The organism is Serratia sp. LSHTC3 (assembly GCF_057197125.1).
Window position 1 is genome coordinate 507063 of record NZ_JBXUNP010000004.1, and the last position, 25567, is coordinate 532629.

The window sequence follows — 25567 nt, forward strand, 5'->3', positions numbered from 1 at the left end:
CGGAATGGCTAACCTATTGAAAAAACGAGGAAGGCATCCGGCAGTGCGCCGAATGCCTGGTGAAAAAGACTAACTGTTGGTCAAATTTTTTCGGCTACGCCATTTCGACACGCGGCTGACGCACTAACGCCAGCGCCTGCTCCACCACCCGCGCATCGGCGCCCGGCTTGTGAGCGTTCTCGCTCAGATGGCGACGCCACTGGCGCGCGCCCGGCACGCCCTGGAACAGACCGAGGATATGGCGAGTAATGTGGCCGAGATAGGTGCCGTTGGACAGCTCGCGCTCAATATACGGATACAGCGCTTCGACGATCGCCACGCTGTCCGGCACCGCGGTCTGCGCGCCGAACAGTTCGCTGTCGACCCGCGCCAGGATGCCCGGATTCTGGTAAGCCTCGCGCCCCATCATCACGCCGTCCAGATGCTGCAAGTGCTGTTGCGCCTCTTCCAGCGTTTTCACCCCGCCGTTGATGGCGATGGTCAGCGCCGGGAAATCCCGCTTCAGCTGATAAACGCGCGGGTAGTCCAGCGGCGGCACTTCGCGGTTCTCTTTCGGGCTGAGGCCGGAGAGCCAGGCTTTGCGAGCGTGGATGGTGAACATGTCGCACTCGCCACGCCCGGCGACGGTCTGGATAAAGTCGCACAGGAAAGCGTAGCTGTCCTGATCGTCAATGCCGATGCGGGTCTTCACCGTCACCGGAATCGATACGACGTCGCGCATCGCCTTGATGCAGTCGGCGACCAGCGTCGCCTGCCCCATCAGGCAGGCGCCGAACATACCGTTTTGCACCCGATCGGACGGACAGCCGACGTTGAGGTTAATCTCGTCATAACCGCGCTGCTCCGCCAGTTTGGCGCAGTGCGCCAGCGCGGCCGGATCGCTGCCGCCCAGCTGCAGCGCCACCGGATGCTCTTCTTCGCTATAGGCCAGATAGTCGCCCTTGCCGTGGATGATCGCGCCGGTGGTCACCATTTCGGTGTACAACAGCGTTTCCTTGGTCAGCAGGCGGTGGAAGTAACGGCAATGACGATCGGTCCAGTCGAGCATTGGCGCGATGGAGAAGCGATTGGCGGCGTAGGTTGGGGCGTGGTTGTCTTTCGTCATGCTGAGTTACTGGCTACCTGAGTCTGTCTGGGTTCAACGAACGGCGCGCGGCCGCAAACGGCTATTATAACGACAATCGACGCCGTTGGGAAAACCGCCTTGCCGGTGGCGTAAATAAGGGGGAGTAAGGCGAATAAATTCACTCGTTCAGGTGTTATCTCATTACGGGCGCGCACGGCGCCTCTGCCTTGAGGACACAACCATGAACAGCTTCATTAAACGCCTGCTGGCATCGGCCATTGCCGGCTGCCTGCTGTTTTCCGGCGCGGCGCTGGCGATGGGCGGCGACGGCAGCGGTCAAACCCCGCCGACCTGTCCGAAAGGCCAGGTTTACGACAGTAAAACCCAGACCTGCACGGTGGATAAAGGCAGCAAAGTCGACGACGCCGACCGCACTAACTATGCCTATGCACTGGCGAAAAGCGGCCGCTATCAGGAAGCGATCGATATGCTCAACACGCTGCAAAATCCCAACACCGCCGTCGCACTGAATTATCGCGGCTACGCCACGCGCAAACTGGGCCGCGCCGATGAGGGTATCGGCTATTATTTAAAATCAGTGGCCCTCGATCCGAAATACCCCAAAGTGCGCGAGTACCTTGGGGAAGCCTATATGCTGAAAGGGCGGCCCGACCTGGCGCGCCAACAGCTGCAGGTGATCCAGTCGCTGTGCGGCACCGGGTGCGAGGAGTACCGAGATTTGGCGGCGGCCATCGACCGCCAACCGGAATCTTGATCCGACGCGCCTGCGGAGGTGACTATCAGCGGCGATGCGATACGCGATGAACTCGGCCACTATCTCTCCCGCCTGTGGCGCTATGCGCTGGTGCTTTCGCACCGGCGGGATGTCGCCGACGACCTGGTGCAGGCAACCTGCGTGCGTGCGCTGGAGCGCGCCGCGCAATTCACCCCCGGTTCACACCTGGATCGCTGGTTGTTTGCCATCTTGCACTCTATTTGGCTCAATGAAGTTCGCGCCCAGCATCGTCGTCAGGGGCAAGGCTGCATGGCGGCGGAAGAGCTTGGCGATGCGGACAACGGTGAACAGCCGGTCTGGCTCAATGAAGTGATGCGGCGCGTAAGCCGGTTGCCGGCGGCCCAGCGCAACGCGCTGTTTCTGGTGTATGTCGAAGGGCTGTCCTACCGGGAAGCGGCGAAAGTGCTGGCGGTGCCAATCGGCACCGTCATGAGCCGCCTGGCGGCCGCACGCCTGGCCTTGGCCGATGACCGCCAGTTGCCAAACGACGATTCGCACCGTAAGAAGCCCCCTCCTCCGCCCTTGCCCCGCACTCGCCGATAAACCGCTGGCCGCCAATTCGTGTTAAGCGGCCTATTCCAACGCGCGGATAACCCGGCACGGCTGCCCCAGCGCCAGCACATTGGCCGGAATGTCGCCGGTGACGATGCTGCCCGCGCCGATGGTCGTGCCGTCACCGATGGTCACTCCCGGCAGGATCACCACGTTGCCGCCGATCCAGACGTTGCTGCCGATAGACACCGGCTGCGCCGAGGTGCGGAAAGGAAAAGCCGGGTCACCGGTAAAGCGTTCACCGGCCTTCAGCGGATGACTCGGCGTGTAGATTTGTACGTTGGGGCCGATCAGCGTGTTGTCGCCGATGGTGATGGTGTTGCAGTCGAGGAACACCGCATTGACGTTGATAAAACAGTTTTTACCGATGCGGACATGCTGCCCGTAGTCGCACCAGAATGGCGTTTCGATCCAGCTCGCCTCACCCCAGTTGCCGAACAGCTCGCCGAGCAGGCGATTTTTCTCGTCCGCCTGATGCGAGTCCAGCGCCCCCAGGCTTTTGGTCAACGCCCTCGCCCGATGGTACAGGGCGATCAGTTCTTCATCGCGGCTGTTGTATTCCAGGCCGCTTAACAGTTTCTCTCTTTCCGTCATCACACAGGGCTCCTGCTCATCACGCGGGTGAAAGGCGTTATACCGCTCTCGCCCCCCGCTCTCCAGCGCTAAAACCGGCAACGTTGATCTACCGCCCGGCGGAGGGGAAAAGTTGTGATGCATCTCTCTTTTAGCGCACTCAGCGCGCCTTTCTCTGCGCTATCCTCAGGGGAAAAGGGGGCAACTCTCGGCGATTCGCCGTAATCATGGTAAAATCGGCTTTTTTACGTACCGGGATATTTGCGATGAACTCAACCACCCAGGAAAAGCTGCTGGCGCAGGCGGAACGCCTCTGCCAGCAACGCAATGTGCGATTGACGCCGCAACGGCTGGAAGTGCTGCGTCTGATGACTCAGCAACCCGGTGCAATCAGCGCTTATGACCTGCTCGATCTGCTGCGCGTCGCCGAACCGCAGGCCAAGCCGCCGACGGTCTACCGCGCGCTGGATTTTCTGCTGGAGCAAGGGTTTATCCATAGGGTGGAGTCCGCCAACAGCTACGTGCTGTGCCACCACTTCGAACAGCCGATGCATACGTCCGCGCTGTTTATCTGCGATCGCTGCGGCCAGGTGACCGAACGCACCACCGAAGGCGTGGAGGAGACGCTGCAGAAGCTGGCGCAGGAAGCCGGATTTGCGCTGCGGCACAGCGTGGTGGAAGCGCACGGCCTGTGCGCCGGTTGCGTTGAAGTTGAAGCTTGTGACAGCAAGCATGACTGCGCCGAACACGATCACAGCATCGCCATCAAGAAGAAGTAAGACGAAGTCAGGTACTTCCCTGTACCTGCGGCCGGGGCGCCAGAGGATGGAGCAACGCCGGCCTGCGCTGTTGCCGGCCGCCGTCAGTGGCGGCCCTGCGTGTTACCAGCGGTGTTTGGTGTGATCTTCCCAGGCCTTCACCTCTTTTTCGGCCGCCTCTTTCTGGTAACCGTAGCGCTCCTGAATTTTGCCGACCAGCTGTTCGCGTTTCCCTTCGATGACCGTCAGATCGTCATCGGTCAGCTTGCCCCATTTCTCTTTCACTTTGCCTTTCAGCTGCTTCCAGTTACCGTCGGCTTGATCTTTATTCATAGTCTCTCCGTTAACCTGTGGTGAATCAGTGATCCCTGTCGCCGGCCGGGGTTAACCAGAAGTTTTTCTGGCTGATGCTCCCTTCACCTTAAGAAGCAACGCTCCCCTTCATTTACCAGCCACATGATTCATTCTAGTTAAACATGGAAATAAAAAAGCCAAAACACAGGATAAAAAACCATTAACAAACAAGATAAAAACAAAAAACGCTAACAAACAACGAACTAACGCGAACAGACCAAGGCTGAAAACATGTAAGCAAACATGATCAAAATCATAAGAAAAACTAACCATTAACCCAACAAGACGTCCGGTTTAATGGGCAGTAAACCAGCTGCCGCGCACCTGGTGACGGTGCCAAATCCAGCCCAACGCCAGGCCGCGCAGCGCCAGAAACACCGCCAGCGCCAGCCAAAGCCCGTGGTTGCCAAGCAGCGGCACGCTGAGCAGCGCAATACCATATCCCGCCGCGGCCACCGCCATGCTGTTGCGCATCTCGGCGCCGCGCGTGGCGCCGATAAACATGCCGTCCAGCAAATAGCACCACACCCCAACCAGCGGCAGAATGACCTGCCAGGGTAAATAATGGGCGGCCAACGCACGCAGTTCCGGCAAAGAGGTCAAGGCTGCCACGATCTGCTGGCCGGTAACGGCATACGCCAGGCCGAAGGCCAACGCGACCAGCCCTGCCTGCCTGCAGGCCGCATGCCACACTTTGCGCAGTTGGCTGTCGTCCCGGGCGCCGTAGGCGTGGCCCGAATGAGCCTCCACCGCATAAGCGAAACCGTCGAGCGCATAGGCGGTGAACGTCAGCAGATTCATCAATACCGCATTGACCGCCACCACCTCGCTTCCCAGGCGAGCGCCGAAAATGGTCAACGACGCAAAGCACAGTTGCAGCAACAATGAGCGCAGCATGATGTCGCGGTTGAGCGCCAGCAGGCGACGCAGATCGCCACGCCAGGCCTGGCGCAGCATCTGCAGGGTAATACCGCGCAGGCGCATCACCCGCCACGCCAACCACAGGCCGAGCAGCAGCGTAGCGTATTCGGCGATGGCGGTTGCCGCCGCCGCCCCCCGCACATTCCAGCCCAGGCCCATCACCAGCCAGATATCCAGCACGATGTTCAGCAGGTTGCCGACGATCAGCAGGATCACCGGCGCCCGCACGTACTGTACGCCAAGCAGCCAGCCCAGCAGCACCAGGTTGGCCAGCGCCGCCGGGGCGCTTAACCAGCGGATCTCAAGAAAACGCCGCGCCTGTTCCAGCACGTCGGCATCGCCGCCGACGATCCGCAGCGCCAGTTCGATCAGCGGATAGCGCAGCAGGACGATCGCCACCCCGGCCAACAGCGCCAGCAGCAGCGGTTGCATAAAGGCGCGCGCCAGCGCCTGGGGGTTCTGCGCCCCCAGCGCTTGCGCCGCCAGGCCGGTAGTGCTCATGCGCAGGAACAGCAGCAGCATGAACAGGAAGCTGGTCGCCACCGCACCGATCGCCACGCCCCCCAGATAAATGGGGCTGTCGAGGTGGCCGATCACCGCGGTGTCCACCAACCCGAGCAGCGGCACGGTAATATTGGAGAAGATCATCGGCAGGGCGAGGCGCCACAGGGCTTTATCGGTGTCGCTGGTGAAAGCGGAAATCAGGCGCATGATGGGATGTTCCTGTGACTGAGTGACAAAGGGCGAAGTCAGAAACAAAAACGCCCCAAAACAGGGGCGATTGATACAGGGAGCGGCGGTGATGGCGCGGCGATTAAATCCAGTCGCCGTTGCGGATCACGCCGACCGCCAGCCCTTCGATAGTGAAATTCTGCTGACGCAGATCGACCACGATCGGTTGGAATTCGTTGTTCTCCGGCAGCAGTTCAACCACGTTGCCGTGCTTTTTCAAGCGCTTGACCGTCACTTCGTCTTCGATCCGCGCGACCACGACCTGGCCGTTGCGCACGTCTTGCGTTTTGTGCACCGCCAGCAGATCGCCATCCAGAATGCCGATGTCGCGCATTGACATGCCGTTCACCCGCAGCAGGAAATCGGCGCTCGGTTTAAACAGGGAAGGATCCACCTGGTAGTGCCCTTCGATGTGCTGCTGCGCCAGCAGCGGCTCGCCGGCGGCGACGCGGCCGATCAGCGGCAGCCCTTCTTCTTCTTCCATCAGCAGACGGATACCGCGCGAGGCACCGGAGACGATTTCGATCACGCCTTTGCGTGCCAGCGCCTTCAGGTGCTCTTCGGCGGCGTTAGGCGAACGGAACCCCAGACGCATCGCGATCTCGGCACGCGTTGGTGGCATGCCCGTTTGCGAAATGTGCTCGCGAATCAGATCGTAGACCTCTTGCTGTCTGGTAGTTAGTGCTTTCATTCCGCCCCCTGTTTGTTTATACAGTCTTGCTGTGAGTATATACAGGTAAGCGCGGATTGGGAACCGAAGAATAAATAAAAATCAGTCAGTAGGCGCTTTTCGTCAGCCGAAATGCTGCCATAAGACCGTGCCCCAAACGAACAGCGCCAGCACGATCGCCAGCGACACCGCCGCCGATCCCATGTCCTTGGCCCGCCCGGACAGCTCGTGATGTTCGCTGCCGATGCGATCCACCACCGCCTCGATCGCGCTGTTCAGGATCTCGACGATCATCACCAGCGCTACCGATCCGATCAATAAAATGCGCGCTATCGCACCCACATCCAGCCAGACAGCCAGTATGATAGCCAGAAGGGTGACCACCAGTTCCTGGCGGAAAGCCGCTTCGTGCTGCCAGGCGGCGGATAGCCCTTTATAAGAATAGCCGGCTGCCTTGATGATGCGGGTCAGTCCGGTTGCTTGGTTTGCCATGTTTTCGTGCCTTTCTCAGAGGTCGGTCATAATAAAAAGAGTCTAGAACAGTCCGCGCTGACGGCTCTCGGTTTTCGAACACCACAGATCTGCTACCCGGTTTCTGGTATGCTTGCGGCGCATTGCTAACAAGAGGCTTCACGTTGTTATGTCAGGTTGGCGTAAAATTTATTATAAAATATTGAATTTACCACTTAAATTGTTGGTAAGAAGTAAGGTCATCCCTTCAGATCCGGTTACCGAGCTAGGGTTGGATCCCTCACGGCCGATTTTGTATGTTTTACCTTACAATTCCAAGGCGGATTTGCTGACGCTGCGCACCCAGTGCCTGGCGCAGGATCTGCCCGATCCGCTCAACTCGCTGGAGATCGACGGCACCGTGCTGCCGAGCTACGTGTTCATTCACGACGGCCCGCGCGTATTCCGCTATTACACCCCAAAAGAAGAGTCGGTAAAGCTGTTCCACGACTATCTGGATCTGCATCGCAGCAACCCGGATCTCGACATTCAGATGCTGCCGGTTTCGGTGATGTTCGGCCGTTCGCCGGGCCGCGAAGGCCACGGCACGCCGCACCTGCGTCTGTTGAACGGCGTGCAGAAATTCTTCGCCGTGCTGTGGCTCGGCCGCGACAGCTTCGTGCGTTTCTCCAACACCGTGTCGCTGCGCCGCATGGCTACCGAACACGGCACGGATAAAACCATCGCGCAGAAACTGGCGCGCGTGGCGCGCATGCACTTCTCGCGTCAGCGCCTGGCCGCGGTGGGCCCGAGTCTGCCGGCCCGTCAGGATCTGTTCAACAAGCTGTTGGCGTCCAAAGCGATCGAAAAAGCGGTCGAGGACGAAGCGCGCAGCAAGAAGATCTCGCACGAGAAGGCCCAGCAGAACGCCATCGCGCTGATGGAAGAGATCGCCGCCGACTTCTCCTACGAAACCGTGCGCCTGTCCGACCGCGTGCTGAGCTGGACCTGGAACCGGCTGTATCAGGGCATCAACGTCACCAACGCCGAGCGCGTGCGCCAGCTGGCGCAGGACGGCCACGAGATCGTCTACGTGCCCTGCCACCGCAGCCACATGGACTATCTGCTGCTGTCGTACGTGCTGTATCACCAGGGCCTGGTGCCGCCGCACATCGCTGCGGGCATCAACCTCAACTTCTGGCCGGCGGGCCCGATCTTCCGTCGCCTGGGCGCGTTCTTCATCCGCCGCACCTTTAAAGGCAACAAGCTGTACTCGACGGTGTTCCGTGAATACCTCGGCGAGCTGTTCACCCGCGGTTACTCGGTGGAATATTTCGTGGAAGGCGGCCGTTCCCGCACCGGGCGTTTGCTGGAGCCGAAGACCGGCACCCTGTCGATGACCATCCAGGCGATGCTGCGCGGCGGCACCCGTCCGATCACGCTGGTGCCGATTTACATCGGTTACGAACACGTGATGGAAGTGGGTACCTACGCCAAAGAGCTGCGCGGCGCCACCAAGGAAAAAGAGAGCCTGCCGCAGATGCTGCGCGGCCTGCGCAAGCTGCGCAACCTGGGCCAGGGATACGTCAACTTCGGCGAACCGCTGCCATTGACGGCTTACCTCAACCAGAACGTGCCGCAGTGGCGCGAATCGATCGATCCGATCGAGGCTCAGCGTCCAAGCTGGCTGACGCCGACGGTCAACGATCTGGCCGGCCAGATCATGGTGCGCATCAACAATGCCGCCGCAGCCAACGCCATGAACCTGTGTTCCACCGCGCTGCTGGCCTCGCGTCAGCGTTCGCTGACCCGCGAGCAGCTGGTCGAGCAGCTCGAGTGCTACCTGCAGCTGATGCGCAACGCGCCTTACGCGCGTGACGTCACCGTGCCGACGCAAACGCCGGATGAGCTGCTGGATCACGCGCTGAACATGAACAAGTTCGAGGTGGAGAAGGACAGCATCGGCGACATCATCATCCTGCCGCGCGAGCAGGCGGTGCTGATGACCTATTACCGCAACAACATCCACCATCTGCTGGTGTTGCCGTCGCTGATCGCCAGCATCGTGATGCATCATCGCCGGGTGTCGCGCGCCGAGCTGCTGCGCCAGATCGGCATGATCTACCCGATGCTGAAAGCCGAGCTGTTCCTGCATAACGACAAGGAACAGCTGCCGGAGGTGCTGCGGCCGATGATCGACGAGCTGATCCGTCAACAGCTGATCTGCGACAAAGGCGACGATCTGGTGCTCAACCCGGCGCGCATTCGCCCGCTGCAGCTGCTGGCCGCCGGGGTGCGCGAAACCCTGCAACGCTACGCCATCACCATGTCGATCCTCAGCGCCAACCCGAGCATCAACCGCGGCGCGCTGGAGAAAGAGAGCCGCATCATGGCGCAACGTCTGTCGGTGCTGCACGGCATCAATGCGCCGGAGTTCTTCGACAAGGCGGTGTTCTCCACCCTGGTGGCGACGCTGCGTGAAGAAGGCTACATCAACGACAGCGGCGATGCGATCCGCGAGCACACCCTCGAGGTGTACAGCATGCTGAGCGATCTGATCACGCCGGAAATCAAGCTGACCATCGAAAGCGTCAACATGCCGGAAGAGACCAACGCTCTGCCGCAAACCGATGCGGAAGAAGAGAAAGACGAGTGATTTCGCCCGGCGCGGAAACACAAAAGGCACCCCTTGGGGTGCCTTTTTTCTTGCGGCAGGGAACCGTTACGCCGGCAGATAGCTCAGCGCGATGCCGATAAACACCACCAGCCCGACATAGTTGTTCTGCAGAAAGGCCTTGAAGCAGGCGTCGCGCTCGCGCCCGGCGATCTGCTTCTGCTGGTGAATGAACAGTGCGCCCGCCAGCAGCAGCGACCAGTAAAACGCGCCGCCGAGCTGCGCCAGATAACCGACCCACACCAGCAGCAACAACGTCGCGAACTGCAACAGCCCGACGATCAGCTTGTCATAACGCCCGAACAGGATAGCGGTGGACTTGATGCCGATTTTCAGATCATCGTCGCGATCGACCATCGCATACAGCGTGTCATAGGCCACCGTCCAGCAGATGTTCGCCAGCAGCAGCAGCCAGCAGCTGAGCGGCAGCGATTCGCTGACCGCCGCATAGCCCATCGGAATGCCCCAGCCGAACGCGGCGCCCAGCACGAACTGCGGCAGGTTGGTCACCCGCTTCATAAACGGATACACCCAGGCCAGCGCCAGCGCCGCCAGAGACAGCCAGATGGTCATCGCATTCAGCGTCAACACCAGGCAGAACGAGATCAGCACCAGCACCACGAACAGCACCTTGGCCTCTTTCGCGCTCACCCGGCCGCTCGGCATCGGCCGCCCGGCGGTGCGTTTCACGTAGCCGTCCACCGCGCGATCGGCATAGTCATTCACCACGCAGCCGGCGGCGCGCATCAGGAACACGCCGAGCACGAACACCAGCAAAATCGACAGCGGCGGCACGCCTTTTCCGGCCAGCCACAGTGCCCACAGCGTCGGCCACAACAGCAACAGCGTGCCAATCGGTTTATCAATGCGCATCAAATGGCTGTAAGCCCGCCATTTACTTTGAGTCACGCTTCCCTCCAACGTCTTGCTCTCCTCTCTTATGCGGGGACCGCTGAATACAGCGGCGAAGCCGGTAAAAACAGTTCGGTCAGCAGCAGCGGCTTGCCCGCCAGCCGCAACCGTGAACGACGCGCCCACAGCGCATCCTGTCGGCCGATATGGATATAGTCGCGGGTCAGATCGCCGCTGCTGAACAAATAGCGCCCCAGCGGCAGCGTCCCCAGATCCACCAGCGCCTGGTCGGGGCCGGTCAGCGTATGTTCCGGGATCACCGTGCGCCCCAGCAGCCAGGGCTGGCCGTCGCCCAGCAGCACCACTTCGCGCAGCCAGTAGCGCGGGCTATCGGGCAGGTGGTTCGCCTCGTCGCCCAGCGCCTCGCGCGTGACGAAGCATTCGCGCTGCGGTTCAACGCGCACCTGGGCGCAATGGCGTTCAAATCGTCGGGTCATGGAGCCTAACTCCATCAGCCAGTCGCTGACGGCGGCGGGCGCCGGAGGATCCTGTTCGGATAACCACTCCAGCGGCGGCAGGATGGAATCCCTGATGCCAGACATTGCTTTACTCCTCGCCTGAACCGCAGCCGGTACGGCGCGCCAGACGATACAAACTGTTAACAGGCCCCCATTGTAGCGCAGAAATGCGAAAGCGGCAGGCTGATTCGTGGCGAAAACGGCAGGTCTGTCGGCCGGAAAAACCGGGGTTCTGTCATCTTTTTGCCATCCGCATTCTCTATCTTCATTTCCCGGCGCGCTGACGATTCTGTGATCGCCCGCAAAGTTTCAGCTTCCTCGCGTTGTGTTATCTACGCGCGTAGATACCCTGATACGGCAGCGTTGAATCGCCATGCGTCCGACATGATTTGTCGGCACACCTTTGTTGCCGGCACCAGGGAAACCATCTTTAACCGCGCCCCTCCAGGCGCAGAATAAAAGAGGATAGCACTGCCATGAGCGAAACAACGCTTGCCCCTTCACAGACCGCCGACGCCGCGCTGGCGGCCGATGAACGCCTGGCAACCAAAGAGGGGCGCAGCCAATTTTGGCGCGCCACCTTCTCCTGCTGGCTCGGCACCGCCATGGAATACGTCGACTTCGCGCTGTACGGCCTGGCGGCCGGCATGGTGTTCGGCGACGTGTTCTTCCCCGAAGCCACGCCGCTGGTGGCGTTGCTGGCCAGCTTCGCCACCTACTCCGTCGGCTTCGTCGCGCGGCCGATCGGCGCGCTGGTGTTCGGCTGGATCGGCGATCGCAAAGGCCGCCGCGTGGTGCTGATCACCACCGTGGCGCTGATGGGCCTCTCCACCACATTGATCGGCCTGATCCCGCCCTATGCGCAAATCGGCGTCTGGGCGCCCGCCTGCCTGGTGATCCTGCGCTTCGCGCAGGGGTTCGGCGCCGGTGCGGAGCTGTCCGGCGGGGCGGTGATGCTGGCGGAATACGCGCCGGCCAAGCGGCGCGGGCTGGTGGCGTCGATCATCGCCATAGGCTCCAACAGTGGCACCCTGCTGGCGTCGCTGGTGTGGCTGCTGGTATTGCAGCTCGACAAGGAAGACCTGATGAGCTGGGGCTGGCGCATTCCGTTCCTCGCCAGCATCCTGATAGCCGGGGTGGCGCTGTATCTGCGCCGCCACGTGCGGGAAACGCCGGTGTTCGAACGCGAGCTGCAGCAAAACCACCAGCGCATGCTGGACGCCGCCCAGGCCGCGCCGGATACGCGCAGCTACCTGCAGCGTACCAAGGCGTTCTGGGTGATGCTCGGCCTGCGCATCGGCGAAAACGGCCCCTCCTACCTGTGCCAGGGCTTTATCGTCGGCTACGTCGCCAAGGTGCTGATGGTCGATAAATCGGTGCCGGCGCTGGCGGTGCTGATCGCCTCACTGTGCGGTTTTCTGGTGATCCCGCTGGCCGGCTGGCTCTCCGATCGTTTCGGCCGCCGCATCACCTACCGGTGGTTCTGCCTGCTGCTGGTGCTGTACGCTTTCCCGGCGTTCTGGTTGCTCGACAGCCGTGAGCCGGCGATCGTCATCTCGGTGATCGTGGTCGGCATGTGCATCGCATCGCTGGGGATCTTCGGCGTGCAGGCGGCCTACGGCGTCGAACTGTTCGGCGTGAAGAACCGCTACTCCAAAATGGCGTTCGCCAAGGAGCTCGGGTCGATCCTCTCCGGCGGCACCGCGCCGCTGATCGCCACCGCGCTGCTGTCCGGTTTCGGTCACTGGTGGCCTGTCGCCTGCTATTTTGTTGTAATGGCGGCCATCGGCTTAATCACCACCTTCTTTGCTCCCGAAACCCGCGGCCGCGATCTCAACCTGCCGCAGGATGCCGCGTAGCGGGAAGGCGAACAGGACCTCAATTTGGATAATCACTCCGCGCGCCGCGTTACCCGCGCCGACGTGGCTCGCATAGCGGGCACCTCCGTCGCCGTGGTCAGCTATGTGATCAACAACGGTCCGCGCCCGGTGGCGGAAGCCACCCGGCTGCGCGTGCTGGCGGCGATCGAGCAGACCGGCTACCGGCCGAACGACATCGCGCGAGCGCTGGCCTCCGGCAGCACGCAAACCTACGGGCTGGTGGTGCCGGATATTTCCAACCCGTTCTTCGCCACGCTGGCGCGGGCGCTGCAGCAGGAGGCCTTCAGCCACGGCCGCGTGCTGCTGCTGGGCGACGCCGGCGACGACCGGCAGCGCGAATATGAGCTGATCAACAACCTGCTGCGCCGCCAGGTCGACGGCCTGCTGTACACCAGCGTCGATCGCCATCCGTGGTTCGATCTGATCCGCGCCTCCGGCACGCCCTGCGTGATGATAGATACCATCGACAGCCAGGCCGGCGTCTGCGCCATTCGCGTCGACGAGCGCGACGCCGCCTGCCAGGCGACCCGCCATCTGCTGCAGCACGGCTATCGCGATATCGGCATTTTTATCGGCCCGCTGACCATGCTCAACGCACAGGATCGCCTGAACGGCTGGCGCGATGCGCTGCTGGAAGCGGGCATCGCGCCGCGCGACGAATGGATTTTCGAGGTGCCCTACACCCGCCAGGGCGGTTACCAGGCCACCCAGCGCCTGGTGCAAGGCCCGCGCCCGCGCGCCGTTTTCACCTCTAACGAGCAGCAGGCGCTCGGCTGCCTATCGGCGCTGGCGGAACATGGGCTGCGCGCGCCGGGCGATCTGGCGCTGATCTGTTTTAACGGCACGCAGCAATCCGAATTCAGCGTGCCGCCGCTCAGCGCGGTCGAGCAGCCGATCGACGCCATGGCCAAGCGGGCCATCGCCATGCTGGCCGCCGGCGCCGCGCCCGCCGAGCTGCATGAATTCGCTTTTCAACTGCGCATCCGCCACTCGTGCGGCTGTTAGCGGTTTTTCAGGACACCTTACTATGCGTTTAATCATTGATTGCGATCCCGGCAACGGCGTTCCCGGCGCCAACGTCGATGACGGTCTGGCGCTGGCTCTGGCGCTGGCGGCCAAACCGCAGCTGCAACTGGAGCTGATCAGCATCGTGGCCGGCAATACCCCGCGTGAAGTGGGCTTCGCCGTCGCCTCCGATCTGCTGGCGCAGAGCGGCTACCGGGTACCGGTCGCCCTCGGCGCGGCGCGCGCCCTGAGCGAGCCGCCGGAGCCGTGGCGCGCCCATCTGGACCACCCGATCACCGATCCGCAGCTGGCGGCGCTGTGGCGCGACTTGCCCGCCCCCTCGCTGGCCAACGCGCCCGCACCGGACGCCGCCATCGCCATCGGCGAACTGATCTGCCGGCATCCCGGCGAGATCACGCTGGCGGCGATCGGCCCGCTGACCAACGTTGCGCACGCCATGCAGCTTTACCCGCAGATGGCGCAGGCGGTGAAAGAGATCGTGATCATGGGCGGCGTGTTCAACGTCGAAGGATACATCAAGGACACCAATTTTGGTTTGGATCCGGAAGCGGCGCGGCTGGTGTTGAACAGCGGTGCCAATATCACGCTGGCGCCGCTGGACGTCACCACCCAGACCATGCTGACCCAGGCGGATCTGGCCGCGCTGACCCAGCCGGATACCCCGCTGTGCCGTTATTTGCGCGCCACCACGCAGCCGTGGATCGACTATTCGCGCCATACGCGGCGCCTGCCGGGCTGCTGGATCCATGATGCGCTGGTGATCGCCTGGCTGCTGGAACCGCAGTTGGTCACGACCGAAATGTTCCATGTGGATGTGGCGCTGGAAGGGGCGTTGACGCGCGGCAGCTCACGCCGTTGGCGGCCGGGCGGCCTGCGCCTGACGGTCGGTATGCCGCCGCCGCAGGGCAAGCCGGTGCGCATCATGCAGCAGGTGGACAACACCCGTCTGCTGGCGTTGATCGGCGCAACGCTGGCGCGCGGATGAAAAAAGGTGCGCCAAGGCGCACCAATCATCGAGCCAGCATCGGCAGCGCCGGGTGTTACCCCTTGCCTTTAACGCTGCTGATAAACGTTTTACGCGCAGTGGTAGAGCCCAACTTCTCGGCCTCATTCATCAGCTTCAGCGCCTTGTCGATATCGCCCGCCTTCACCGCCTGCTTGATGCCGTTATTGAAGTAGCTTTCGGTATCGTTGAGCATCGGCTCCGCCGGTTTCTCCGGCGTCGGCATCGGTGCCGCCGCCGCGGCCGGGGTGCTCGACCCCACCACCACCGGCGCCACGCTCGGCGCAGGCTGCAGCATGCCGATCATCACGTTGCCGGTGCCCTGTTCAGCGGTGACCTTAAGCTTCAGCGTGCCGGTCGTCGCGTGGCCGGCGATCGGATCCGGGATATCCGGCACCGCGTTGCCCACCCCCTGCGCATAGGCCTTGGCCGGGTTGGTCAGCTGCGTAGTTTTCACCAAATCCTGGCGAGTGGTGTACACCAGCAGGTAAATCTGTTTTTGACCGAGCGCCGGCGTCAGCTTCAGCGTGCCTTCGAGACGATCGGAGGACATCGCCCCCGGCGGCTGGTAAGGGAAATAGCTGCTCGGGTAATACGCCGCCGGGCGCAGATGCTCGTCCAGCACCAGCACGCTCGGCGCGTACAGCGAATTGTTTTTGGCGAGGCTGCTCAGCGTCACTTCCAGCGAACCGCGATCGGCCGGCAACGTATAGGCGGCGATCGCCCCCTGGATCTCGCCCTGATTGAGCTGCGGGCTGACGGCGTCGAGCTTCACCTCTTGCGACACCGGCGGCTGCAACGGCTGCCACGGCAGGCTTTGCAGCGTGGCGGCGCTGATGGCCGGCGCGACGGAAACGTTGGCCGGCGTATCGGCATTGGCCGCCAAAGGCGCGCCGACGGTCAGCGCCAGCGACAGGCAGAGTGACAGCAGATTCTTTTTCATCGTTATATCCTCTTTCAGCGCCGCGATGGTTCAGGCAAGAGATCCGGCCGCGGCGAATGCGATTGGGGGAGAGCCTGCGGCCCTCCCCGTCCTGTCGTTACCACCAAATTTCCATCTGGGCGCCGAAGGTGACTTCGTCATCCTTGCCGCGGCTGAAGGTATGCATGCTGGTGTCGTTGTAAGCGGTGCCGGCGTTATACCCGGTATCATCGCCGGTGGCGTAGCCCCACTTCTCATCCCACTTGGCGTAGGTGGCGAACAGGCGGATGGCCGGACGCGACCAGATGCTGTTGCCCGCCTGCCATTGCTGCGCCAGGGTCACTTTATACTGGCCGTTGCGATCGCCGGTGCGCTGGGATTTGACGTTGTCATAGCCGGCTTCCAGCAAGGTGCTCATGATCGGCGTCCATTTGTACATCGGGCGCACGCCCACGGTGTACCAGGTGGTGCCGTTGTTGTTGTCGCGGTCGATGTCCTGGAACATGGCGACGTACATCAGCGCCCATTGATCGTTGAAGTCGATGGCGCCGTGATCCAGCACGCGGATCATCTTGCCGTTGTTATCGATGGTGGCGCCTTCGTTGCGGCCGTTGTTCTGCGAGGTCATCGAGTCGGTGGCGTACTGCAGCACGAACTTGTTGTAACCGTTCAGGATGCTCTGCGTGTGTTCCGCGGTGAACATCCAGCCGTCTTTGCTGGCGCCGTCCGCCAGGCGGTAGTTATCCTGCGCATTGGCGCGGCCGTAGTCCACGCCCAGCTCCAGGGTGCCGCCCGGGTTCAGCTCCAGGCCGGCCAGACGCAGGTCGAAGGTATCGTTGACGGTCGGACGCTGTTTCCATTCGTTATCCAGATAGCCGTAAGAGCCGCCGGATTCGGAGTTGCGGGTCACGGCGGCGGACAGCTTGCCGAAGCCCAGATCGATGTTCTCCAGACCGGCGCCCGGGCCGGAGATATCCCAGTAGTAGAAGTCGATCATGTGAACGTCATGACGCTGATAGAAACGCTTACCGGCCCACAGCGTGGAGCCCGGCAGCCAGTCGATCAGGTTTTTACCCTGCACGTTGACTTCGCGGAAGCCCGGCGTCACGTCTTCCCAGTCGGAACGTTGCGAGACCGAATAGGCCAGGTTGGTGTCGAAATAGAAGCTCTTGTCGCCTTCTTTCCACACTTCCTGCCCCAGTTTCAGTTCGGCGTAGGTTTCACATTCGTTGCCGAGACGGTATTTGCTCGCGGCGCCGGTGGCCTTGAAGCACTGTTGCTCACCGCCGCTGCCGGTCCAGCCGATGCCGGAACGGGCGTAACCGTGAAAATCCACGGCCAGCGCCTGAGTAGAGAGAACACCGGCGGCGACAGCCAGTGCCAGAGGAAGTTTGCGCAGAGTAGTCATCATTATTCTCCTGTTATACCGACTTTGATGCTTTAAACGCCCGGCTCCTGGTGCAGCCGTTTACATGCCGTACCGTCTTCACGGAACAGGTGGCAACGATGAGGCGGCAGGCCGATGGCGAATGTGGCACCTTCTTCTACCAGCACCACGTCGTTCTGGCGGTACACCAGGTTTTGACGGATGGCCGGGATTTGGATGTGGATTTGCGTCTCGTTGCCGAGCTGCTCCACCACCTGTACGTCGCCGGTAAGCCGCACTTCAGAGGCTTCGCCGGGCAGCAAATGTTCGGGGCGAATGCCCAGTGACAGGTTGGCGCCGGGCTGAACGCCCGCGCCTTCCACCGGCAGCCAGACCAGTTGACGGTTGGGCAGTTCGACCTGCACCTGTTGCGGCTGCGCAGCGGTCACCTTGACCGGCAGGAAGTTCATCTTCGGCGAGCCGATAAACCCGGCGACGAAGCGGTTGGCCGGGTAGTGGTACAGTTCCAGCGGCTTGCCGACCTGCGCCACGCGACCGGCGTCGAGCACCACGATCTTGTCGGCCAGCGTCATCGCTTCGACCTGATCGTGAGTGACGTAAATCATGGTGCGCTGCAGGCGCTTGTGCAGACGGGAGATCTCGATGCGCATCTGCACCCGCAGCGCGGCATCGAGGTTGGACAGCGGTTCGTCGAGCAGAAACACGTCCGGCTCGGCCACCAGCGTGCGGCCGATCGCCACGCGCTGACGTTGACCGCCGGACAGCGCCTTCGGCCGCCGATCGAGCAGGTGCGCCAGCTGCAGCACCTCGGAGACCTGGTTCACCCGTTGATTGATTTCCGCTTTCCTGGCGCCGGCCAGCTTCAGGCCAAACGACATGTTGTCCGCCACCGACAGGTGCGGATACAGCGCGTAGGACTGGAACACCATGCCGATGCCGCGCTCGGAAGGCGGCACCTCATTCATCCGTTTCTCGCCGATCAGCAGGTCGCCGGAGGTGATGTCCTCCAGCCCGGCGATCATGCGCAGCAGCGTCGATTTGCCGCAGCCCGACGGCCCGACGAACACCACAAACTCGCCGTCTTCGATGGTCAGATTGACGTCTTTGGAAATCACGGCCTCACCGAAGGCCTTATAAACGCTACGCAGTGTCACGCTAGCCATGCGTTACTCCCCTGCTTTCGCAGTTAACATGTCGTGTGAAAATGGCGGAGGCAAAGCCCGCCAAAACCCATTGATGACCCTCTTGCTGCGCGCCGTGCTGCCATGCCAACGGCAAGGTCGCCTCAGACGGCGCGGCCGCCTGAGTATAAGGCTGCAGGTTTATCAGCGCTTCAAGGCATTGATCCTGATGGGTAATAAGTAAGCGCACCACGCCGTCCCGCTGGCTGACCGCGTTCAGCTCGCCGCGCTGGATGAGCGGCGAACGGCGCAGAGCCAACAGCGCCTGGCAGTAACGTAAGGTGGAGTGGCTGTCGTGCTGTTGGCGGCTGATGGCCAATGCGCGGTGTTCGATCGCCACCTGCTGATACCAGCTGATCTCCCCGGCGGTGACCTGTTCGGGGGCTTCATGCCACGGCATCGGCGTTTGCGCGCCGCGCGGATCCTGCAGGCCGGCGGCATGCGGCAGCCCCAGCTCTTCGCCCTGATACAGGCAGATCGGCGCCGGCAACATCGCCAACAGCGTCAAAAAGGCGGCGGCGGAACGCAAATCGCCTTGCCCCCAGCGGCTGACCACTCTTGGCTGCTCGGCGTCCCCGGTGCTCCACAGGCTGTCCGCTAACGTGGCGCGGCGGGCGTGCAACACCGCCGCCAGCTTCTCCGCGCTGAACGGCATCACGTCCAGCGCCAGCGCGCCGTGGGCGAACCGCTGCGGCGCGACGGCATTGCGAACGCGGTTGGCTTCATCGCCGTACCACAGCGTCAGCCCTTCGCCCGTCACCGTCGCCTCGGCCTCCGGCGCCAGCGTCTGCGGCAGCAGCAGGCCGTCGATCGACAGCGCTTTCAGGTACGGCAGCGCCGCCAGCATGCCGTGCGCGTCGCCCACGCCGTCCCCGTTTCCGTCACGGAAACTGGCCGGATGGATCCGGTACAGGGTGGGCTGAGTGGCGATAGGCATTGACGACATAAATCCGGTATCCCTGCTGCGCGTGGCGTTAAAAATCGATGTGTCGATAGTGCGGGAGTCACCGGAAAGGGTAATCATCCGTAACAGGATTTTTCATGGGGGAGGAGGCGGGAGGATGAGAGAACGACCGCGGCGATGAGAAGTTCCGCGCTTAAGGCAAATCTGTGATCCGGCTGGCAAAAATCGCCCCCCTATTGTGTGCCTGACGCCACAGAATAGAGCACAACGTTAACTGGATCACACTCCTCATCTCAGGGGCGTAGAGGGGGGGAGGATGAGAATATGTCGCGTTGTGACCCACTATTACCGCGAAACGTCTCTCCTTGATTTATGTGCCCACAAAAAGAAGGACTGGATTATGACTCGCAGCATTACCCTCGCCCGCACGCTGGCGCTCTCGGCACTGGCCACCCTGGTGCTCTCTTCTTCCGCCTTCGCCAAGATTGAGGAAGGCAAACTGGTTATCTGGATCAACGGCGACAAGGGCTATAACGGCCTGGCGGAAGTCGGCAAGAAATTCGAAAAAGACACCGGCATCAAGGTCACCGTCGAGCACCCGGACAAACTGGAAGAAAAATACCCGCAGGTGGCCGCCACCGGCGACGGTCCTGACATCATTTTCTGGGCCCACGACCGCTTCGGCGGCTATGCGCAGTCCGGCCTGTTGGCCGAAATCCACCCGTCCAAAGCCTTCCAGGACAAGCTGTTCCCGTTCACCTGGGACGCCGTGCGCTATGACGGCAAGCTGATCGGCTACCCGATCGCCGTCGAAGCGCTATCGCTGATTTACAATAAAGACTTGGTCAAACAGCCGCCGAAGACCTGGGAAGAGATCCCGGCGCTGGACAAACAGCTGCGCGCCGGCGGCAAGAGCGCCATCATGTGGAACCTGCAGGAACCCTACTTCACCTGGCCTATCATCGCCGCCGACGGCGGTTATGCCTTCAAGTATGAAAACGGCAAATACAACATCAAGGATGTCGGCGTCGCCAACGCCGGTTCACAGGCTGGCCTGCAGTTCATCGTCGATCTGGTGAAAAACAAACACATCAACGCCGATACCGATTACTCGATCGCCGAGGCCGCGTTCAACAAAGGCCAAACCGCGATGACCATCAACGGGCCATGGGCCTGGAACAACATCGAGCAGAGCAAAATCAACTACGGCGTGACGCTGCTGCCGACCTTCAAAGGCAAACCGTCCAAGCCGTTCGTCGGCGTGCTGACCGCCGGCATCAACGCCGCCAGTCCGAATAAGGAGCTGGCGACCGAGTTCCTCGAAAACTACCTGCTGACCAACGAAGGGCTGGCGGACGTCAACAAAGACAAACCGCTGGGCGCGGTGGCACTGAAGTCTTATCAGGAGGCGCTGGCCAAAGATCCGAAGATCGCCGCCACCATGCAGAACTCGCAAAACGGGGAGATTATGCCGAACATCCCGCAGATGAGCGCCTTCTGGTACGCCGAACGCAGTGCAGTGATCAACGCCGTCAGCGGCCGTCAGACGGTGAAAGCCGCGCTGGACGACGTGCAGACCCGCATCACCAAGTAACGACGTCGTGCGGGGCGCCGTGGCGCCCCGCCATTGCTTCACAGAAAGGAACGCCCTATGCAATTCGCTCACGCCGGGACGCCTGCGCGTAAAAAATCGAAGTGGTGGCAAAGCGACGCGCTGAAATGGCTGGTGGTCGGCCTGTTCAGCCTGGTGACCTGCTACCTGATTGTGTTGATGTATGCACAGGGTGAATACCTGTTCGCCATCCTGACGCTGATCCTGGTCAGCGCCGGACTTTACGTCTTCGCCAACCGCCGCGCCTACGCCTGGCGCTATGTGTATCCCGGCGTCGCCGGCATGGGACTGTTCGTCCTGTTCCCGCTGATCTGCACCATCGCCATCGCCTTTACCAACTACAGCAGCACCAACCAGCTGACCTTTGAGCGCGCGCAATCGGTGCTGATGCAACGCCAGTTCCAGAGCGGCAAAACCTTCACCTTCGGCCTCTACCCGGCGGAAAATCAGCAATGGCGCCTGCAATTAACCTCGCCGGACAGTGAACAGCCGATGATTTCCGAGCCTTTCCGCCTCGACGCCGCTGCGCCGCAAACCCTGACATTGACCACGCAGAGCGCCGCGCCGCAGGGCGAACGCGCCACGCTGCGAGTGATCACCCAGAACCGGCAAGCGCTGAGCCAGCTGGTGGCGCAACTGCCCGACGGCGGTGAATTGCGCATGAGCTCTCTTCGCCAATTCTCCGGCACCCGCCCGCTGTATGCGCTGGACAAAGACGGCAGCACGCTGACCAATAACCAGACCCAGGTGCGCTATCGGCCGAACGGCGACATCGGCTTCTATCAGGCGATCAACGCCGACGGCGGCTGGGCGCAGGAAACCTTGAGCCCCGGCTATACCGTCACCACCGGCTGGAAAAACTTCCTGCGGGTGCTGCAGGACGAGGGCATCAAGAAACCGTTCGTGTCGATCTTCATCTGGACCATCGTGTTCTCGGTAATGACGGTGATCCTCACCGTGGCGGTCGGCATGGTGTTGGCCTGCGTGGTGCAGTGGGAGGCGCTGAAAGGCAAGGCGATCTACCGCGTGCTGCTGATCCTGCCCTATGCGGTGCCGTCGTTCATTTCGATCCTGATCTTCAAAGGGTTGTTCAACCAGAGCTTCGGCGAAATCAACATGATGCTCAGCCATCTGTTCGGCATCAAACCCGCCTGGTTCAGCGATCCGCTCACCGCCAAGAGCATGATCCTGATCGTCAACACCTGGCTCGGCTACCCGTACATGATGATCCTGTGCATGGGGCTGCTGAAAGCGATCCCGGACGATCTGTACGAGGCCTCGGCGATGGACGGCGCCAACCCGTGGCAGAACTTCTTCCGTATCACCTTGCCGCTGCTGATCAAACCGCTGACGCCGCTGATGATCGCCAGCTTCGCCTTCAACTTTAACAACTTCGTGCTGATCCAGCTGCTGACCAACGGCGGCCCGAACATGATCGGCACCACCACGCCGGCCGGCTATACCGATCTGCTGGTCAGCTACACCTACCGCATCGCCTTCGAAGGCGGCGGCGGGCAAGACTTCGGCCTGGCGGCCGCCATCGCCACGCTGATCTTCCTGCTGGTGGGCGCGCTGGCGATCCTGAATTTGAAAGCCAGCAAGATGAACTTCGATTAGGGAGAATAACGATGGCCATGGTTCAACCCAAATCCCAGCGCTTGCGCCTGTGGATCACCCATATCTTGATGCTGTGCTTTATCGCCCTGATCATGTTCCCGCTGCTGATGGTGGTCGCCATCTCGCTGCGCTCCGGCAACTTCGCCACCGGCAGCCTGATACCGGAAACCCTCTCCTGGGATCACTGGCGGCTGGCGCTCGGCTTCAGCGTCACTCACGCCGACGGCAGCGTGACGCCGCCGCCGTTCCCGGTGCTGCTGTGGCTGTGGAACTCAGTCAAAATCGCGGCGATCACCGCCATCGGTATCGTGACGCTATCCACCACCTGCGCCTACGCCTTCGCCCGCATGCGTTTTCGCGGCAAGAGCACGCTGTTGAAAAGCATGCTGATATTCCAGATGTTCCCGGCGGTGCTGTCGCTGGTGGCGCTGTACGCCCTGTTCGACCGCCTGGGCCAGTACATTCCGTTTATCGGCCTGAACACCCACGGCGGCGTGATTTTCGCCTACATGGGCGGCATTGCGCTGCACGTCTGGACTATCAAAGGCTATTTCGAAACCATCGACAATTCGCTGGAAGAAGCGGCGGCGCTGGATGGCGCCACGCCGTGGCAGGCGTTCCGTCTGGTGCTGTTGCCGCTGTCGGTGCCAATTCTGGCGGTGGTGTTCATTCTGTCGTTTATTGCCGCCATCACCGAGGTGCCGGTGGCGTCGCTGCTGCTGCGCGATGTGAACAGCTACACGCTGGCGGTGGGGATGCAGCAATATCTCAACCCGCAGAACTACCTGTGGGGCGACTTCGCCGCTGCTGCGGTGCTGTCGGCGATACCGATTACCGCCGTGTTCCTGCTGGCGCAGCGCTGGCTGGTGGGCGGCCTGACGGCCGGCGGCGTGAAGGGGTAATTTGTGCCACTGCAGTGCGTTTGATGTTTTTCCGCGATAGCGGTAATCCTGTGTCTTTGGCGGCCTTTGGCCGCCATTTTTATCTCCGCTATTCCCGTTTCAGCCGGTCGGTGTTGGCCAGATAGAGCGTCACCACCAGCACCAATATCGCCGCCGCGTAGATCAGGGTGTCGATGGGATTTTTGTGATCCACGATAATCAAACGAATAATCGCGGTAATGCCGATATAAATAAAATAACGCAGCGGGAAATGATAACCCGACTCAAAATACTTGACGATCAAGGCGATAAATTCAAAGTACAGAAAATAAATCACGATGCCTTCAATCAACAGGTAAGAGGACGACTCTTCGCTATTAATAAATAACACCTTCGCCAGATGGATGGTCTCCTTGACCAGAAACACCACCAGAATTGCCGCCAGCAGCAACAAGCCCACGTTCAGCACCCGCTGCAGCCCCTTCGCTATCATGATCGAACGCGACGTTTTTGCCATAAAACCTCTCCTGAATACCGCTTATATGATTCAACCGTGCCAATATAGGCATTGTCCTAAAAATTCCGCCCTTCGCGAAAGCACTTTAAACCCCATTTAATTCATCACGTTATAATAAGATGTTTCTGGCTTATAGATTTGTAGCAAATCGAAATGTCAACTATCATGGGTCACAGAGATCTTTACATAAAACCAATAACCTCGAATTAACAAGGGAATTCTTTATGCGCGCTAAACTTAACGGACTGGTCGCTGCAGGCCTGTTTACCTGTGCATTGTCCGGCCACGCCGCCGGCCTGGTAGCCCCTGACAACGATCTGCGTAACGATCTCGCCTGGTTGTCTGACCGCGGCGTCATCAACGTCAGCCTGTCCACTTGGCCGCTGAGTCAGGAAGAGATCAGTTCCGTTATCGCGCAGGCCAAGCCGGTGACCAACACCGAGAAAAACGTCATCGACCGCGTGCAACGCCGCGTCGATGCCCTGAAAGCCAACATCCGCGTCAGCGGTTACGCGTCGACCGATAAACCTGGCACCCCGCAAGGCTTCGGCCAAAACGAGTACGCCGACGATCGCCTGACCATCGGCGCCGGCGCCAACGGCGAGTTCTGGGACGTGCGTCTGCAGGGCTCGGTGGAAGGCGATCAGCGCGTCAGCGACGGTTCCAAATTCAACATGAACGGCTCCTACGGCGCAGTGAAAATCTGGAACCAATGGCTCTCCTTCGGCGAGGTTTCCCAGTGGTGGGGCCCTGGCTACGACGGCAGCCTGATCCGCTCCGACGCCGCGCGCCCGGTCGCGGGCTTCATGCTGCAGCGCGCCGACCAATCGCCGTTTGAAACCCCGTGGCTGTCGTGGATCGGCCGCTGGCAATATCAATTGTCCGCCGGCCAGCTGTCGCAGTACAGTTCTGTACCACACACCAAACTGATCGGTGGCCGTTTCACCATGATGCCGACCGACTTCCTGGAACTGGGCGCTTCACGCATCATGATGTGGGGTGGCGAGGGCCGACCGCAGTCGTGGAGCTCGTTCTGGGACGGCTTCACCGGTAAAGATAACGATGATTCAGGTAAAGGCAACGATCCGGGCAACCAGCTCGCCGGTTTCGATTTCAAACTGAAAATGCAGCCGCTGATCGGCCTGCCGGTTAGCCTGTATGGTCAATTGGTGGGTGAAGATGAGGCAGGTTATCTGCCATCGCAAAACACCTATCTGCTCGGTTTGGAAGGCCACCCGGAATGGGGCCCGACCACCATTAACTGGTATATCGAAGGGTCAGACACCCGTTCGGATATGAGCCGCAAAAACTATGTGTACACACACTATACCTACAAAGGCGGCTACTACCAGCAGGGTTACCCGCTGGGCCACGCCATGGGCGGCGACGGCCAGATGCTGTCCGGCCGCGTAGAGCTGGTGCTGGACGACAGCCAGCGCTGGAGCACCCGCGTGGTTTACGCCAAGGTGAACCCGCTGAGCCAAAGCATCAACCAGGCGTTCCCGAAATCCGATACGCTGAAGGGCGTCCAGGTCGGTTGGGGTTACACCTTCCCGTCTCAGGTTAAGTTCGATACCAGCCTGTGGTACACCGACAACGATCACAGCACCGCCGATGACGTGGGCGCGGGCGTCAGCTTCGAAGTGCCGATCAATCTGTAATTTGTTACAGACGTAAAAAAACCCGCCGCGGCGGGTTTTTTATTGGCTTCAGCTCAGGCG

Annotated in this window: 24 protein-coding genes; 11 read left to right on the forward strand and 13 right to left on the reverse strand. The window is 61.2% G+C overall.

What is annotated here, in order from left to right:
* Nucleotides 1-94: 94 nt before the first annotated feature.
* Nucleotides 95-1105 (reverse strand): tRNA dihydrouridine(20/20a) synthase DusA, encoded by a 1011-nt coding sequence (dusA, locus tag AC2CGI_RS18040; protein ID WP_019453217.1) that lies wholly within the window; start codon nucleotides 1103-1105, stop codon nucleotides 95-97.
* Nucleotides 1106-1307: 202 nt separating this feature from the next.
* On the opposite strand from dusA, the gene AC2CGI_RS18045 reads away from it, so the two are divergent.
* Nucleotides 1308-1841: a tetratricopeptide repeat protein gene (locus tag AC2CGI_RS18045; RefSeq protein WP_076741024.1), complete on the forward strand. Its 534-nt coding sequence runs from the start codon at nucleotides 1308-1310 to the stop codon at nucleotides 1839-1841.
* 18 nt (nucleotides 1842-1859) lie between these two features.
* A complete protein-coding gene (locus AC2CGI_RS18050) occupies nucleotides 1860-2405 on the forward strand; it encodes an RNA polymerase sigma factor (protein ID WP_021505140.1) in 546 nt (181 codons plus the stop codon).
* 30 nt (nucleotides 2406-2435) lie between these two features.
* On the opposite strand, the gene AC2CGI_RS18055 is transcribed toward AC2CGI_RS18050, so the two are convergent.
* Nucleotides 2436-3008, reverse strand: coding sequence for a sugar O-acetyltransferase (locus AC2CGI_RS18055; protein WP_004936750.1), 573 nt, complete (start codon nucleotides 3006-3008; stop codon nucleotides 2436-2438).
* 245 nt (nucleotides 3009-3253) lie between these two features.
* Here AC2CGI_RS18055 and zur point away from each other — a divergent pair, with 245 nt between their 5' ends.
* Complete coding sequence (gene zur / locus AC2CGI_RS18060; RefSeq protein ID WP_015379223.1) at nucleotides 3254-3766, forward strand: zinc uptake transcriptional repressor Zur; 513 nt, start codon at nucleotides 3254-3256, stop codon at nucleotides 3764-3766.
* A gap of 102 nt (nucleotides 3767-3868) precedes the next feature.
* On the opposite strand, the gene AC2CGI_RS18065 is transcribed toward zur, so the two are convergent.
* The 4 genes from AC2CGI_RS18065 to AC2CGI_RS18080 form a co-directional block, all read right to left on the reverse strand.
* A complete protein-coding gene (locus AC2CGI_RS18065; protein WP_004936743.1) occupies nucleotides 3869-4078 on the reverse strand; it encodes a CsbD family protein in 210 nt (69 codons plus the stop codon).
* 315 nt (nucleotides 4079-4393) lie between these two features.
* A complete protein-coding gene (gene dinF, locus AC2CGI_RS18070; protein WP_015379224.1) occupies nucleotides 4394-5731 on the reverse strand; it encodes an MATE family efflux transporter DinF in 1338 nt (445 codons plus the stop codon).
* A 103-nt stretch (nucleotides 5732-5834) separates the two neighbouring features.
* On the reverse strand, nucleotides 5835-6443 hold the full coding sequence (gene lexA, locus AC2CGI_RS18075) for a transcriptional repressor LexA (protein ID WP_004936736.1): 609 nt from the start codon (nucleotides 6441-6443) through the stop codon (nucleotides 5835-5837).
* 102 nt (nucleotides 6444-6545) lie between these two features.
* Nucleotides 6546-6914, reverse strand: a complete 369-nt coding sequence (locus tag AC2CGI_RS18080) for a diacylglycerol kinase (protein WP_015379225.1) — start codon at nucleotides 6912-6914, stop codon at nucleotides 6546-6548.
* Between the two features lie 148 nt (nucleotides 6915-7062).
* Here AC2CGI_RS18080 and plsB point away from each other — a divergent pair, with 148 nt between their 5' ends.
* A complete protein-coding gene (gene plsB / locus AC2CGI_RS18085; RefSeq protein ID WP_031300261.1) occupies nucleotides 7063-9528 on the forward strand; it encodes a glycerol-3-phosphate 1-O-acyltransferase PlsB in 2466 nt (821 codons plus the stop codon).
* 66 nt (nucleotides 9529-9594) lie between these two features.
* Here the strand turns inward: plsB and ubiA are convergent, their stop codons facing one another.
* Nucleotides 9595-10467 (reverse strand): 4-hydroxybenzoate octaprenyltransferase, encoded by an 873-nt coding sequence (ubiA, locus tag AC2CGI_RS18090; protein WP_004936728.1) that lies wholly within the window; start codon nucleotides 10465-10467, stop codon nucleotides 9595-9597.
* Between the two features lie 17 nt (nucleotides 10468-10484).
* Nucleotides 10485-11000 carry a chorismate lyase gene (ubiC, locus tag AC2CGI_RS18095; protein ID WP_015379228.1) on the reverse strand — a complete coding sequence of 172 codons (516 nt, stop codon included), beginning with the start codon at nucleotides 10998-11000 and terminating at the stop codon, nucleotides 10485-10487.
* Nucleotides 11001-11392: 392 nt separating this feature from the next.
* On the opposite strand from ubiC, the gene AC2CGI_RS18100 reads away from it, so the two are divergent.
* From AC2CGI_RS18100 to AC2CGI_RS18110, 3 genes are read left to right on the forward strand one after another with little or no spacing between them, the layout of a single operon-like run.
* Complete coding sequence (locus AC2CGI_RS18100; RefSeq protein WP_015379229.1) at nucleotides 11393-12775, forward strand: MFS transporter; 1383 nt, start codon at nucleotides 11393-11395, stop codon at nucleotides 12773-12775.
* Nucleotides 12776-12799: 24 nt separating this feature from the next.
* Complete coding sequence (locus tag AC2CGI_RS18105; protein WP_049189126.1) at nucleotides 12800-13801, forward strand: LacI family DNA-binding transcriptional regulator; 1002 nt, start codon at nucleotides 12800-12802, stop codon at nucleotides 13799-13801.
* 22 nt (nucleotides 13802-13823) lie between these two features.
* Entirely contained in the window at nucleotides 13824-14807 is a 984-nt protein-coding gene (locus AC2CGI_RS18110; RefSeq protein ID WP_076741025.1) for a nucleoside hydrolase, read from the forward strand.
* A gap of 55 nt (nucleotides 14808-14862) precedes the next feature.
* On the opposite strand, the gene malM is transcribed toward AC2CGI_RS18110, so the two are convergent.
* The 4 genes from malM to AC2CGI_RS18130 form a co-directional block, all read right to left on the reverse strand.
* Complete coding sequence (gene malM / locus AC2CGI_RS18115) at nucleotides 14863-15768, reverse strand: maltose operon protein MalM (RefSeq protein WP_015379232.1); 906 nt, start codon at nucleotides 15766-15768, stop codon at nucleotides 14863-14865.
* A gap of 97 nt (nucleotides 15769-15865) precedes the next feature.
* On the reverse strand, nucleotides 15866-17155 hold the full coding sequence (locus tag AC2CGI_RS18120) for a maltoporin (RefSeq protein WP_015379233.1): 1290 nt from the start codon (nucleotides 17153-17155) through the stop codon (nucleotides 15866-15868).
* Between the two features lie 32 nt (nucleotides 17156-17187).
* Entirely contained in the window at nucleotides 17188-18297 is a 1110-nt protein-coding gene (gene malK / locus AC2CGI_RS18125; RefSeq protein WP_004936708.1) for a maltose/maltodextrin ABC transporter ATP-binding protein MalK, read from the reverse strand.
* Nucleotides 18290-19261 (reverse strand): alpha-amylase family glycosyl hydrolase, encoded by a 972-nt coding sequence (locus AC2CGI_RS18130; protein WP_015379234.1) that lies wholly within the window; start codon nucleotides 19259-19261, stop codon nucleotides 18290-18292. The genes malK and AC2CGI_RS18130 overlap by 8 nt, the downstream gene beginning before the upstream one ends.
* A gap of 358 nt (nucleotides 19262-19619) precedes the next feature.
* Here AC2CGI_RS18130 and malE point away from each other — a divergent pair, with 358 nt between their 5' ends.
* Genes malE through malG form a run of 3 tightly spaced genes read left to right on the forward strand, consistent with a single transcriptional unit; the run spans nucleotide 19620 to nucleotide 23350 of the window.
* Entirely contained in the window at nucleotides 19620-20813 is a 1194-nt protein-coding gene (gene malE / locus AC2CGI_RS18135) for a maltose/maltodextrin ABC transporter substrate-binding protein MalE (RefSeq protein ID WP_016930286.1), read from the forward strand.
* 57 nt (nucleotides 20814-20870) lie between these two features.
* Nucleotides 20871-22448 (forward strand): maltose ABC transporter permease MalF, encoded by a 1578-nt coding sequence (gene malF, locus AC2CGI_RS18140; protein WP_076741026.1) that lies wholly within the window; start codon nucleotides 20871-20873, stop codon nucleotides 22446-22448.
* Nucleotides 22449-22459: 11 nt separating this feature from the next.
* Nucleotides 22460-23350 carry a maltose ABC transporter permease MalG gene (gene malG, locus AC2CGI_RS18145; RefSeq protein ID WP_021505147.1) on the forward strand — a complete coding sequence of 297 codons (891 nt, stop codon included), beginning with the start codon at nucleotides 22460-22462 and terminating at the stop codon, nucleotides 23348-23350.
* Nucleotides 23351-23438: 88 nt separating this feature from the next.
* Here the strand turns inward: malG and psiE are convergent, their stop codons facing one another.
* The gene (gene psiE / locus AC2CGI_RS18150) at nucleotides 23439-23846 is read right to left on the reverse strand and encodes a phosphate-starvation-inducible protein PsiE (RefSeq protein ID WP_015379238.1); all 408 of its coding nucleotides are present in this window, start codon (nucleotides 23844-23846) and stop codon (nucleotides 23439-23441) included.
* 224 nt (nucleotides 23847-24070) lie between these two features.
* Between psiE and AC2CGI_RS18155 the strand changes: the two genes are divergently transcribed.
* Complete coding sequence (locus AC2CGI_RS18155) at nucleotides 24071-25507, forward strand: capsule assembly Wzi family protein (RefSeq protein ID WP_075684494.1); 1437 nt, start codon at nucleotides 24071-24073, stop codon at nucleotides 25505-25507.
* The last annotated feature ends 60 nt before the right edge of the window (nucleotides 25508-25567 follow it).